This is a genomic window from Emticicia sp. 17c (genome assembly GCF_037153985.1).
Taxonomy (GTDB): domain Bacteria; phylum Bacteroidota; class Bacteroidia; order Cytophagales; family Spirosomataceae; genus Emticicia.
Window position 1 is genome coordinate 41,269 of the sequence record NZ_JBBAYI010000014.1, and the last position, 12,116, is coordinate 53,384.

General features: G+C 38.0%; 12 protein-coding genes. 5 read left to right on the top strand and 7 right to left on the bottom strand.

Annotated elements, in window-relative coordinates; all coding sequences use genetic code 11:
* Nucleotides 1-97: 97 nt before the first annotated feature.
* The 5 genes from WAA15_RS21465 to WAA15_RS21485 all read left to right on the top strand — a co-directional run bounded on the left by WAA15_RS21465 (nt 98) and on the right by WAA15_RS21485 (nt 3,176).
* Nucleotides 98-292 carry a cold-shock protein gene (locus tag WAA15_RS21465; protein ID WP_337044897.1) on the top strand — a complete coding sequence of 65 codons (195 nt, stop codon included), beginning with the start codon at nt 98-100 and terminating at the stop codon, nt 290-292.
* Nucleotides 293-528: 236 nt separating this feature from the next.
* The gene (locus WAA15_RS21470; RefSeq protein ID WP_337044898.1) at nt 529-1,008 is read left to right on the top strand and encodes a hypothetical protein; all 480 of its coding nucleotides are present in this window, start codon (nt 529-531) and stop codon (nt 1,006-1,008) included.
* 29 nt (nt 1,009-1,037) lie between these two features.
* Nucleotides 1,038-1,721 (top strand): hypothetical protein, encoded by a 684-nt coding sequence (locus tag WAA15_RS21475; protein WP_337044899.1) that lies wholly within the window; start codon nt 1,038-1,040, stop codon nt 1,719-1,721.
* Complete coding sequence (locus tag WAA15_RS21480; RefSeq protein WP_337044900.1) at nt 1,714-2,499, top strand: sensor histidine kinase; 786 nt, start codon at nt 1,714-1,716, stop codon at nt 2,497-2,499. The genes WAA15_RS21475 and WAA15_RS21480 overlap by 8 nt, the downstream gene beginning before the upstream one ends.
* 26 nt (nt 2,500-2,525) lie before the next feature.
* Nucleotides 2,526-3,176, top strand: coding sequence for a response regulator transcription factor (locus WAA15_RS21485; protein WP_337044901.1), 651 nt, complete (start codon nt 2,526-2,528; stop codon nt 3,174-3,176).
* Here the strand turns inward: WAA15_RS21485 and WAA15_RS21490 are convergent, their stop codons facing one another.
* The 7 genes from WAA15_RS21490 to WAA15_RS21520 all read right to left on the bottom strand — a co-directional run bounded on the left by WAA15_RS21490 (nt 3,177) and on the right by WAA15_RS21520 (nt 12,039).
* A complete protein-coding gene (locus WAA15_RS21490; protein WP_337044902.1) occupies nt 3,177-3,569 on the bottom strand; it encodes a RidA family protein in 393 nt (130 codons plus the stop codon).
* A gap of 74 nt (nt 3,570-3,643) precedes the next feature.
* Nucleotides 3,644-4,915 (bottom strand): 3-coathanger stack domain-containing protein, encoded by a 1,272-nt coding sequence (locus WAA15_RS21495; RefSeq protein WP_337044903.1) that lies wholly within the window; start codon nt 4,913-4,915, stop codon nt 3,644-3,646.
* Between the two features lie 81 nt (nt 4,916-4,996).
* Nucleotides 4,997-5,305 carry a LytR/AlgR family response regulator transcription factor gene (locus tag WAA15_RS21500; protein WP_337044904.1) on the bottom strand — a complete coding sequence of 103 codons (309 nt, stop codon included), beginning with the start codon at nt 5,303-5,305 and terminating at the stop codon, nt 4,997-4,999.
* 9 nt (nt 5,306-5,314) lie between these two features.
* On the bottom strand, nt 5,315-6,673 hold the full coding sequence (locus WAA15_RS21505; protein WP_337044905.1) for a hypothetical protein: 1,359 nt from the start codon (nt 6,671-6,673) through the stop codon (nt 5,315-5,317).
* An 85-nt stretch (nt 6,674-6,758) separates the two neighbouring features.
* Nucleotides 6,759-7,529 (bottom strand): hypothetical protein, encoded by a 771-nt coding sequence (locus tag WAA15_RS21510; protein ID WP_337044906.1) that lies wholly within the window; start codon nt 7,527-7,529, stop codon nt 6,759-6,761.
* Between the two features lie 37 nt (nt 7,530-7,566).
* The gene (locus WAA15_RS21515) at nt 7,567-8,205 is read right to left on the bottom strand and encodes a response regulator transcription factor (RefSeq protein WP_337044907.1); all 639 of its coding nucleotides are present in this window, start codon (nt 8,203-8,205) and stop codon (nt 7,567-7,569) included.
* A 78-nt stretch (nt 8,206-8,283) separates the two neighbouring features.
* Nucleotides 8,284-12,039, bottom strand: coding sequence for a sensor histidine kinase (locus WAA15_RS21520; protein ID WP_337044908.1), 3,756 nt, complete (start codon nt 12,037-12,039; stop codon nt 8,284-8,286).
* Nucleotides 12,040-12,116 lie beyond the last annotated feature (77 nt).

Here is a 12,116-nt window from a genome sequence, read left to right on the forward strand (position 1 = left end):
AAGTTTTGTCCAAATATATTTCGTTTAAAACTTGTTTTATCATTAAAATTATGTACATTGCAATTCAATTCTTCATTTTTTTAATTTTTTTATTTCAATGCAAACAGGTGTAGTTAAATTTTTCAACGAGACAAAAGGCTTTGGTTTTATCGTTGACAATGCTTCAGGTCAAGAAATTTTCGTTCACGTAACAGGACTAGGCGGGAAAAAAATTCGTGAAAACGATAATGTCGAATATGACGTTATTGATGGTCGCAAAGGTTTGAATGCAGTCAACGTAAAAAAAATATAGTTTTTTCTGAATAAGATTGAACTCAGTCCATTACCTCACTATTCTGTCCTGATAGTGAGGTTTTTTTATGCCTCGTCTGGCGTATTTTTCCTTAAATCCTTAGGGGTTTTTACGCATTTTTGAAGCTTATTTATCGTAATATGCACAGTTCATTATATATTTCGATTATGATTTTGAAACGCGTTCAAAATATACAAAGTCAAAGTAGTTAATTTAACCTCAAACCTCTTACTATCATGACACTTTCATGGCCCTTTACTTTCGATGATTCAGTTGATAGCGGCGATGCCTTCACAATTGAAGAAATCAAACATTACTCCGATAATTTTAGAAATGAAATCAAAAAAGGTGCAGAAAAGCACTCTAACGAACTAGAATCAAGATTTATCGTAAACGGAGAAGTCAGAAAAGCTGAATTTTTTGGTATAAAAAGTATTAAAAAACTTATTGAGCGAGCCACTAAAGCATCGGGTGGAGAAATAGCGGGTATCAGAGTATATTACGGACTTGCTTATGAGCATTGCGACGAAAAAACAGGCAAGTCGGATATTTCCAGAGGCCCATTAAAAGAGTCTTTACTAAGACCCCGTCTATTTTTGGTAGCAGTTGATAAAAACGGAAAAGATATTGAAATTGATGTTAAAAATTTTAAAGATACTCCTGATGGAAACGGCCTTGGAAATGGTTCGCCACAACCGCCTTACGGACAATCTTGAAACCTATATAAAAAGGCTCTGGTGAACTGATGAATAAATTAATGCTCTTTTCGACGCTTGTTGAGGTAAGTATTCTTGTTCCTGTAATTATTATCTTTCTGAAACGGAAATATATTCATTCGGAATTAAGAATACTTATTTATTATGTTGCTATTACTTTAATAAGAAATTTTTTCGGAGTTACCTCTGACCTCTTGTTTTATACAGGTGGCAATAACTTCAATACACTTTTTTTTTATAACTGGCACTCAGTACTTGGCTTCTATATTATAGTTTTTTTGTATTTCAGGTTACTTTCAAACCAGTACTGGAAACTGTTTATTATTATTGCTACGCTTATTTTTACAGTACTTACTGTAATGGAGATTCCGAGCGGTTCTATTACTGATGTCAGAACAGCCCTTTTTAATAAATATACTTATACAACCTCAAGTCTGCTTATTTTAATTATTGTATTAGGGTATTTTTACCAACTTTTACAAGACCTGAAAGTCGAAAATATTACACAATTTCCTTACTTTTGGGTAAGTGTAGGATTATTGTTCTATTTTGGCGGGAGTTTATTTGTTTATTTATTTTTACTGAAAGTTCAAATCGGCACCGCCCAGATAACATGGACTATTAATTCTGCTCTTAGTTTTCTGTTACACATTACGATGTGTCTGGCGTTCTGGTATAGTAGTTCTTTGAGTAAAAGTTACAAGAATGGATGACTTACAATTAATATTCATAGGTTCTTTTGCTATTATTATACTAATTACCTTTAGTATCCTTTTCGTAGTGTACTATAAACAGAAACAGGCTGAACAAAAAATAGCCATGCAGGAACTGGAGGCAGCTATGCAACGCCAGTTGCTGGAATCATCGTTGGAAGTGCAAGAGGTTGAACGCCGCAGAATAGCCAAAGATTTACACGACGAAGTGGGTGCAATGCTATCGGTAACAAAAATGAGTTTCAACCAGTTGTTACGAAAAATCAACAATTCGGAGGAACTCACAACCCACGGCGAACAAACGAAAGAATTTCTGGAGGAGTCTATCAGTCAGGTCAGAAGAATTTCACGCGAGCTTGTGCCTAGTACGCTGGAAGATTTTGGGCTGATTTCGGCACTTGATGAATTTATTCAGAAAATCCATATAGCCTCAGGAGTTCTTTTTATTTTTAATCATGAAGGGATTGAAGATGCACAACGGTTCGACAAAAAAGTGGAACTTACTGTTTACAGAATAGCCCAAGAACTAGTTAACAATGCCTTAAAACACGCTGAAGCACAGGAAATTAACCTGAGACTATTGGCGGAGACTGAAAAATTAAGTTTTATTTTTACAGATAACGGAAAAGGTTTTAATCTGGAGGCTATTAAAAAAGACCATAAAGCGGGCTTAGGATTACGAAATATAGAAAGCCGCCTGAGTGTTGTTAATGGCACTTCAAATATAGAATCTGTTATAGGAGAAGGAACAAAAGTAAAAATAGAAATACCTTTATAAATTAATCGCCAAATTTTGTAGCTGATATGTCAAATATAAAGATTGCCGTAGTTGATGACCACAGTTTGTTCAGAAAAGGCATGATTTCAATTCTAGAACAGGTATCAGGCTTTGAAGTTGTGATAGAAGCCACTAATGGCTTGGAATTTTTAAACAAAAGGCAAACTACGCACGTAGATGTAGTATTGATGGACCTACAAATGCCCGAACTGGATGGCACCAAAACTACTGCAATAATTAAGGAAAAATATCCGAGTACAAAAGTGCTTATTTTGTCGATGCACGACGAAGATAAATATATTCTGCACCTGATGGAAATCGGTGCCAATGGGTATCTGCTCAAAGACAGTGACCCCGAAGAGGTTGAAAAAGCTATTAAAAAGGTGCACGAAACTGACAGTTACTTTAGTGATTTTGTCAGTAAAGTAATGCTACGCAAAATGACCCGCCGGAATCAGCAGGAAAAGAAAATATTTAACTATAAAACCGATTTATCGGAACGTGAAATTGAAGTACTCAAGCATATTTGTGAAGGGCTTACCACTGTCGAAATAGGTGATATTCTATCGTTAAGCCCCCGTACAGTTGAAGGGCACCGCTTACGAATGATTGAGAAACTAGGCGTAAAAAACACGGCCGGCCTTGTGGCTTTTGCCATTAAAAACCAGTTGGTCTGATTATTTTTCTTCAAGAACAGCCGTAAACTCAATTTCTACCAGATAGTCTTTATCTATTAAAGACTTAACTTCAACCATTGTGGTACATGGTTTTATGGTCTGAAAAAATTCTCCGTGGGCTTTCCCTATTTTCTCCCACTGCGAAATATCAGTTGTATAAATTCTTGTACGAATTACGTCTGCCAGCTTGGCTCCCAGTTGTTCCAGTACTTTCTCTACTTTCAGGATGATGAACTTGGTTTGAATATATGGGTCATTCTTGCCTACAAGTTCGCCACTGTTATCTGTTGCCACAGTGCCTGTTACTTCTATTAAATTACCTATTTTTACTGCTCTTGAATACCCAACAATATCTTCCCACTTAGCTCCGGTAGAAATATTAATACGACTCATATATTAGATTATTTAAAAGGCTTTTCGTTTTGGCAAAGTTAGAACAAAAAACCCCTTAAGCAAATTTCCAGTTGCTAATTGCATGGATTTGTTTTAATACTGGCCGAAAATGAAGCCCCTGACTTGACCTCAAAGCCCGGATTAAGAGTAATAAACCTGCCCGACTCATACCGTATTGCAGAATTGATTACTTTATTATTTGCTTCAATAAATATCTTCGCTGTTTTGGTTATATCGTTCTTTAAATCATCGTTTACACTACTCAATATTACGCCGTGGCTGCAAGGTTGCGTATGTTTATCATAAGCAAACTGGCGCATTTCTGTAATATGCCCAGCCATAAAACTAAAATTAAGCGTAGACGAATTGTCAGGTGTGGTGCAGGGTTCGCCGCACGGAAAACTATAAGTACTAAACGAAAGTAGGGCAAATGAATACCTGTCTTCGTCAGGGCAAGAAAACCCACCTTGTGCACACTCACTACCAAATTGTTTTTCGCCATATAAAAAAGTGAAACGTTTATCGTCTGTATAGATACCCATGCCATAATCCTGCTGGTTGGTCATTGCCGCCCAGTTTTCAGTAGAAGGTGTCCAGAAGTTGGCAAAGTTAGGTTCGTTAAGCGGGAAGTCCGTCCTGATAGCCACAGGCTGATGAGTATAAGGGCTTGAGTCATTATAGGTTTGCCATTTATCAACAAACGAATAGTTAAGGTTAATAAAGATATGTAAAGAAACTCCTACATTGGTATTACTAACAAAATAAGGAATATTACGCGTTTGTTTTACTGAAAAATGCGCCGATATACCTTCCAGACTTATCCAGTATTCGTTATAAGCACCTGCATCTATTTTTTTGTATACGCCTGCACTATCTTTCACAAAGCCCCACTCCCAAAGTTTCGATTTTATGTAAAGAACTTCTGTATTTTCGTCAAATTTTATTTCCACAGGCAAGCCACCTAAATTATCTTTATTATTAAAATATTGATTATAGAAACTTCCTTGCGGTAGGCCGTTCCACTCGCGCGAGGCTCCTCCGGCATAAGGATACACATCGGTCAGGTATTTTGCATTGGCATAAGGCCGCCAGTTAACGGGGTCGTCGGGATAAATACGGGTTTCGAAGCCTGCCTGCCGGCCTGCATCATGATTATTAATGAGGTTAATACCATTCGAACATCTGGCAAAATAACTTACAGCCCCACCCATGCGTTTATCGAAACCAATACGCACAACCGAATTATCCAGAAAATACCTGAGGCTATCTTCTGTAAAAACGGTTTTTGCCATAGCATGGCCACAGCCCGATAGCAGGCAAATAAATAGCAAACATATCCGTAACATTTTACTATGATTTAAGTAAAGTATTGAAGTTTGAGCAATAGAGTGGAGGTAATAAACCTATTTGTGCATAAGCATGAAGTTTCAGACATATTGGCTTAACTGCTTCCGCCGCCTACGTGATACCAGAAACTCCTGCCCGTTATCTAGCAAAATGCTTGTCTGGCTAGGGTTATAGTTCAATATTTTGACTGCCGAAAAATTAATTATCTGGCTTCTGTTTACCCGATAAAAATGAAAATCTTTTAATCTTTCTTCAAAAATCTGAAGGGTAAATGAACTTAGTGCCTTTTTATTATTCCTGAGGTAAAACATGGTATAATTCCCCCACGACTCCAGATATAGAATCTCTTGCGGCTTAATTTCTTTTCTGCTGACTTTTATCGTTCTCATAGCTTTATTTTATTTGCCATATAAAAAAATCACCCCACGTAAGGCCATGTCTGTACCTTGCCAGTTAGACCCCGCTTCCAGTTTCAGGTAGTAATAGTATTTACTATTATCTATGACAAAATCCTTATCTAAATCAACCGAGGTTTCCTGCATTCCTCCCGCCGGAATACTATTAATGGTAGTTACGATGGTACTTGCGGCATCTGTTAGCTTTTCGGCTCTGCAAAAATTTAACTTCATTAGTCCACCTGTATTCTGCAAATAATTCATGGTTATTTTGCGTACAGTTACACCGTCGGGCAATTCAACAGGCGCAAAAGCATAGGCATTTTCGCTTTTGGTATTATTAGCGAAGGAAATCAGGGCTTTATCTACATTTCTGAAAAAAGCCGAGCTAGGTGTAGAAGCCGACAAATAAGGATGAAATCCTAAAGCAGACACATTATAATAAGCTACCGAACTGGCAGCACACGCAATGAGTTTTCCGTTAGCATCAGTACAAACCTGACGTACACCATCGCCCGAAAGCTCAGAAGCCCGAAATGAATTGGCAAATATTGTTTCACTGGCCGATATACTCCCCCCTACTCTTAATCTGTAAGTTGTTGAGTTATTAGGAATCACACCTATGCTAACCACGCCGTTTTTCTGAATAACCATGGCATTACTCAAGTGGCTGGCATCTTGCCCATTGCCTATATAGAGTAGTGGGTCGGTACTTACCCAACTTGTAGCATTGGCCGTAAGCACAGGCGAATTATAATAACCCATAGCAATTGAGTAATACGCATTTGCTCTTACCCCTGCCCCGATAGCGGTGCTATTTGTGCCCGATGCTTGTGTACCCTCGCCAATAGCAATAGTATTTGAAGTACCGTCCGAAATAGCATTTACCCCGATAGCCACGTTGCCTGTGCCAGTGGCTCTTGAATTATACCCCGTTGCGAACGAGTGCAAACCTATATTGGAGGCATCCCATGCATCGGCATTAATGGTACCACACCTGAACGCACTTCTGGAGGGTATCCACATCAGGCGTGTGCCAGCACCAGTAGCAGGAGCCGTGGGTGGGTTAGAGGTGTTATCGGCTGTGATAGGAACAATATTTGTATTACTCGACCAGAAACCACCCGCATTGGTATTTCTTATTTCATTTCCCCCTGAACCACTTACAGACCATAAACTTGCAATTGATTGCCATGTGGCTACTCCTGAGGCATCGGAGGTTAGTACTTTTCCGGCTCCTTCGCCTATATTAATAAAACGGATAGGAACTTTAGTTTTGAAGGAGTCGCTGGTAGCTTCCAGAAATTGAGCTTTGACGGGTAATGAGATAATTACCGACAGAAGTAAAATGATTTTTTTCATGGGCTTGGCTGATTGCTTGAACAATACAAAACTAAGCCATAAAAAAGCGTTGCGCACCTACTAAAGTTAGTAGGTATAAAGAGAACTATTTTTTATAATAAAGTAGTTTTTTACCTGTTTTCAGGTCGGTTAGCAGTAAAGCACCGTTTTCAATGTAATATTTAGAGTTAGGCACATCTGTTTCTTTTCCGTTCACCCACAAACGCCAGTAGAAAATATTATCTTTGGTATACCAACGCGCTCCTGCGGCTTTTACCTGTGCAATGGCACTATTACCACCGCCTTGCGACTGACCAGAGCTATTAGGCCCGCTTACATACGAACTTGAACCACCGTCATCGATTGAGCCATCGGCATTTAAAATAATGGTGGTGCTGCTCCCACCATAAAACCCACCATTACTTGAGTAATTCTCTTGTGTTGTCCATCTACCAATTAATCTGGGGTCACGGTACAAACCATCTGTTGTTATAGGTTTTACATCATCATGACTAAGCTGAGTGTTTTTCGCAAAGGTTCCTTCCAGAATTACCTGCCCATTATAACTTATCTCCTGCCTGACTTGCTGTTGATACAACTCCATCTTAAAATTAAAAACAGTACCATCTTTATAAGTAAGTGTTCCTTTGATGAGGTTTTTAGTCAGATTACCTTTCAGAATATAAGCGTCTTTTGCGCCATTGACCGATACTTGTAACATACCTTCAACGGTGTTATTAGCCATCTCTTTCAGCGTCATTTCTGATGGAACTTTGCCATTGATATTTTGCAGCGTACCTACCCAGCTGCCGTTAAAAGATTGCCCCATAACCGATAGATTTATCAGAAAAAAGAAATAAATACTAGCCCTTTTCATAGGTTTTACTAAATTAAGGTAGAAAATTACAATCAAACTAGACAATTTGTCTTTTAACTGCTTTTGAAATAGCCTCGGTTGCTGAGTTGACGTGCAGTTTTCTGTAAATGTTTTTAAGATGAAAATTAACCGTAGAAATACTTATTTTACACTCATCGGCAATGAGCTTATAGCTCATTCCTTTCACGAGGCAGTCAAGTACTTTTTGCTCATTAACCGATAACTCTTTATATTCTTCCCTTGCAAAGTTCTGGTTTTGCTGTTGAAACATAGTCCAGACTTTTCGGGCAATGGCTGGTGGCATGGGCGACCCTCCCTGATATACCTCAATAATAGCCTGAATATATCTTTCGGGGCTGGAATCTTTCAGAATATAGCCACTTGCACCTGCACAAATAGACGAAAAAATGCGGGCATTGTCTTCAAAAACGGTTTGCATAAGTACCTGTACATCGGGAAATTCGGCTTTAATTTGTTGCACTGCCTCAATACCCGTGATACCGGGCATTTGTATATCCATTAATACAACATCGGGTTTATCGCGGCGGACTACCTTTATTACTTCATTTGCATTCGGATACGCCCCTGTGAGTAGTAATTCCTCGGCTACTTTGATGGTTTCGGCCAGTAATTCCCTGACTTCCTGTATGTCTTCAAAAATAGTAACACGTATCATATCAAAGGAGAGGAAATAATTTTTGTAAAATTCATTATAATATATCCATCCGGCAACTACTAAAATTAGTAGGGCTTATTAAAACACTACATCCAAGGTTATGGTTGTGCCTGCATTTATGACAGAAACTATTTCTACCCTCCCGCCAAGTGCTTCGGCTCTTTTCTGGAAATTGATTAGCCCGTTTCCTTGCTGAGTATTAGTGGTATCAAAGCCCTTACCGTTATCGGCAATAATAAACTTTCCTTGTTTGGCAAGTGCAGATGACTCTATCAGAAAATCAATTTTCACCTCAGTGGCTGCTGAGTGCTTGGCAATGTTATTAATGGCTTCTTTGAAAAAAAGATATAAATTACGCCTTTTTTGAGTGGATAGAACTATGTTTCTGATGGTTTCTTCGATATTTAGTTTAAGGTCAATCTGTTTAGCCGAAAGGGTTTCGGTTGCGAACTGAATCATGCGGTCGAGCCATTCGGGCGAATCATCATTCTGAGGATTCATGTCATAAACTGCTTCTCTTACCTGCCGCATCATTTCTCTGGAACGCGTACTTATTTTCTGGAATATTGCTGAGGTTTCAGGCATTGATTGCTGAAACTTCATTCGGTTCAGTTCCGAAAACATGGTAAGGCTGCTTAAAGAAGCGGCCAAATCATCATGCAGATTCGTAGATATTTCATTTCTTAACATCTGCTGTTTCTGTTGTTCTAACTGGCTTCTTCGTAATTTATCGCCAAAGGCTACCGAGAACAACACAATTTCAAGCATAGAGCCTACCATGAGGTAATATTCCTGATTCATGGCAGCTATTATATTCAGGTTTTTCATGGCTACTATTATGGCTGCTATCGAAATACTTACCATAGCCAGCGCATAAAGCCATATTATCCGAATGGCTCTTTTGCTGTATACATACACTACATACACCTGCATAACCAGTAACAGAAAAGTTAGACCAATACCAATAAAATTAGAATACCACGTATAATGAAACAAAAGTATTACGCTAAATATCAGAAAAAGTGCAGATAACAACTTTATCAGCTTGAGGGTTTGGGGCATATAAAACCTGAAATTCAGAAAGGCAATGGTAAAGTAAACCATGAAAAAGGATGACAGATTCAGAAATACCAGATGGAAGCGGTCGTTAAGCCATGAATTTGACCATACATACTGATAGAAAAACCCATACAATACGGCTTGCAGCCCTCCAATACACAGTGCATAACAGATATAATAAACCAAAGATGTATCCCGAATAACCAGCCAGAGAAAAAAGTTATACAGAACTATCAGAAAAATGAATCCGAAATAAATACCCCATATTACATTACGGCTTGAAATTTCCTGAAAAAGCTCAGACTCCTGCCAGAAATATATCGGAAACTTCAAATCTTCGCTTCCTTTGCATTTCAGAAAAATGACATATTCCTGATTTTCAATCATATCAATTTTAAAAATAGGATTAGCATTTTTGATACTATTAAGATGGTACGGAAAGTGGTCGCCTAACTTTTTAGAATTTATGATTCTGTTATTTTCTACCACAAACAGGTCTATTTCGTTAATACGGCTATTGGCTATCTCCATTAACCACTGCCTATCGACCGAGTTCATGATGCGCATCATGAGCCAGATAGTTTTATTGGTATAACCAAAGTTTGGTATATCGTTCTGCACAGGCTTAAACCTTTGCATAAATGCCTGATTCCCTGCCAAAGGCCTGTCAAATTCGTTTTTTGTATCGACAAAAGCCAGACATCTGTTTCCGACAAAAAATTGGCTTTCTTCCTTTTTAAGGTTAAAGTCAGGGGTTAGAATACTCTTGGTAATAGTATTAGGGTAGAAATGATTTAAACCATTGATACCTCCAAAAAACAATTCACCATCTGATGCCTGAAAAGAACAATACCCATTAAACTCGTAAGCCTGAAGGCCATCGTTCAGATTAAATGCCGTAAAACGTTGTTGTTTTGTATCGAAACGGGCAATGCCTCGGTTCGTGCTAAGCCATAGATTTTTGTTTTTATCTATTTCACAGGCATAAATAAAATTATTGGGCAAGCCATCTTCGGTCGTATACAATTCAGTTCTTTTTTGTACAGGAAAATAATGTACCAGACCTTTACTTGTGCCTATCCACCAGCTAGTATTATCTGTTGATGCTTGTACACAAATGGGGATTCCATCCTGAATAATTTTTGAGACTGTAAAATGTTGAAAGTTATCATTGGTAGTTAGTTGCCACAAGCCTTCGTTATATATACCGATAAAATATTGTTTTGAATTAATTTTTTTGATGAGCGAAATCCGTTTGTTGGGTAGCAAAACCTTTTTCTGAAATATGTGTTGCTGTTTGTCAACGAAAAAAATACCGGCCTCGGTGCCTATTATCATTTCATTGGTATTTTCCTCAATACATCTGATAAAATTCGACATGAATTTGTCTGTACCATAAGGGTTTTGCAAGGGTTTAATCTGAAATTGTTTCATAATTGCTAACCCTTGTGATGTACCAATCCAGATATTTTGGGCTGAATCTTTTTTTAAATACCTGACAGTATTTGAAGGAAGAGCCTTGCGATTACCAGCATTATAAAAACTGCTGACCACCTTAAAATCTTTTTTATTGATTATCCATAAGCCACTTTGCTGTGTTCCTATCAGAAGGTGTTTTTTAGCATCGTCTTCCAGTATAAATCTGATAGAATAATTAACCAGTTGTTTAGGGAAATTATCAGGAAAAGGAATTCTGAAACTGCTGAGATTATTGGGTAAAATCTGTATTTTATCGATGCCGTAAGGGTCGGTATTGGCCCATATAATACCGTCGGAGTCGATATAAACCTGACTGATTTCATTGATATAAAGGTTATTTTTATCAAGATAAGCTTCTTTTTTTATTTGGCTAAAGGTCTGTTCGGCTATTGAGTAGCTCAATATGCCGTGTTTCTCGGTACCCAGCCAGATATTACCTTTGTCGTCTGCGGCCAAGTCAAAAACCGCCTCAATAGATTTATTTTTTTCAAACTCACGAATAGTAGTAATTGAGTTGGTGGTGTAGTCAAAACTTACAATACCGTCGGCAGTGGCAATCCATAGATATTTACCCACAGGCAAAATTTTAATAATTTCGAGGGGCTTACCAGCTTTGTTTTGTGGATGATTTGAAAAAAAGTATGTTATTTTATCTGTTTTGTTTGTCGAAGTATCTAATCTGATAATGGCATCCGAGCCATGAATCCATAGTTTACCAGAATCGTCAAATTGTGTTGAATTAATGGTACGGAAATAATTCGTTTTGAACGATGGGTCAAGCAGTATCAACTGTTTTTTTGCAGTAGCCAGATTGAGTTTTACTATTCCTTCGGCAGCCGACCAGTACCAGACAATCCCGTTTGTAACTTTAATAGGGAAAACTTCGGTTTTAATTTCTTTGCCCACCGAGTCGGTAATACTGTATTTCTTGAAACTATTGGTAACATAACTATACTGATTTAAAGCCGTTTCGGTTCCAATCCACAAATTACCATTTTCGTCTTCAATTATCTTTTTTATTTCAATGCCATCAATACTATTATTTTTTTTCTTTGATGGCCTGAAAACAGTAAAAGTTTCGCCATCCCACTTATTGAGGCCATCTTGTGTGCCAAACCACATGGTTCCTCTGGAGTCTTTGAGCATAGCAAAGACCGACCCCTGCGAAAGCCCTTTTTCAGTGCCGTAGTGGTCTATCTTATAATTAAGTTTCTGAGCGGCAAGTGTACAACAATACAGTAGCAGTAATCCTGATAACACAAAGTGCTTAAAGATTAACGACTTTCTGCAAGGCATAGCGGATTGGCTTAGTTTCAAATTTCAGATTAATATTACATAAATTGAGTAATCTTACCAAATAACAAGCACAAAAA

Excerpts from the sequence above, each read along its gene's own strand:
- WAA15_RS21500 (WP_337044904.1), bottom strand. The coding sequence starts at position 5,305 with ATGAGAACGATAAAAGTCAGCAGAAAAGAAATTAAGCCGCAAGAGATT.
- WAA15_RS21465 (WP_337044897.1), top strand. The coding sequence starts at position 98 with ATGCAAACAGGTGTAGTTAAATTTTTCAACGAGACAAAAGGCTTTGGT.
- WAA15_RS21480 (WP_337044900.1), top strand. The coding sequence starts at position 1,714 with ATGGATGACTTACAATTAATATTCATAGGTTCTTTTGCTATTATTATA.
- WAA15_RS21470 (WP_337044898.1), top strand. The coding sequence starts at position 529 with ATGACACTTTCATGGCCCTTTACTTTCGATGATTCAGTTGATAGCGGC.
- WAA15_RS21475 (WP_337044899.1), top strand. The coding sequence starts at position 1,038 with ATGAATAAATTAATGCTCTTTTCGACGCTTGTTGAGGTAAGTATTCTT.
- WAA15_RS21505 (WP_337044905.1), bottom strand. The coding sequence starts at position 6,673 with ATGAAAAAAATCATTTTACTTCTGTCGGTAATTATCTCATTACCCGTC.
- WAA15_RS21510 (WP_337044906.1), bottom strand. The coding sequence starts at position 7,529 with ATGAAAAGGGCTAGTATTTATTTCTTTTTTCTGATAAATCTATCGGTT.
- WAA15_RS21515 (WP_337044907.1), bottom strand. The coding sequence starts at position 8,205 with ATGATACGTGTTACTATTTTTGAAGACATACAGGAAGTCAGGGAATTA.
- WAA15_RS21495 (WP_337044903.1), bottom strand. The coding sequence starts at position 4,915 with ATGTTACGGATATGTTTGCTATTTATTTGCCTGCTATCGGGCTGTGGC.
- WAA15_RS21520 (WP_337044908.1), bottom strand. The coding sequence starts at position 12,039 with ATGCCTTGCAGAAAGTCGTTAATCTTTAAGCACTTTGTGTTATCAGGA.
- WAA15_RS21490 (WP_337044902.1), bottom strand. The coding sequence starts at position 3,569 with ATGAGTCGTATTAATATTTCTACCGGAGCTAAGTGGGAAGATATTGTT.
- WAA15_RS21485 (WP_337044901.1), top strand. The coding sequence starts at position 2,526 with ATGTCAAATATAAAGATTGCCGTAGTTGATGACCACAGTTTGTTCAGA.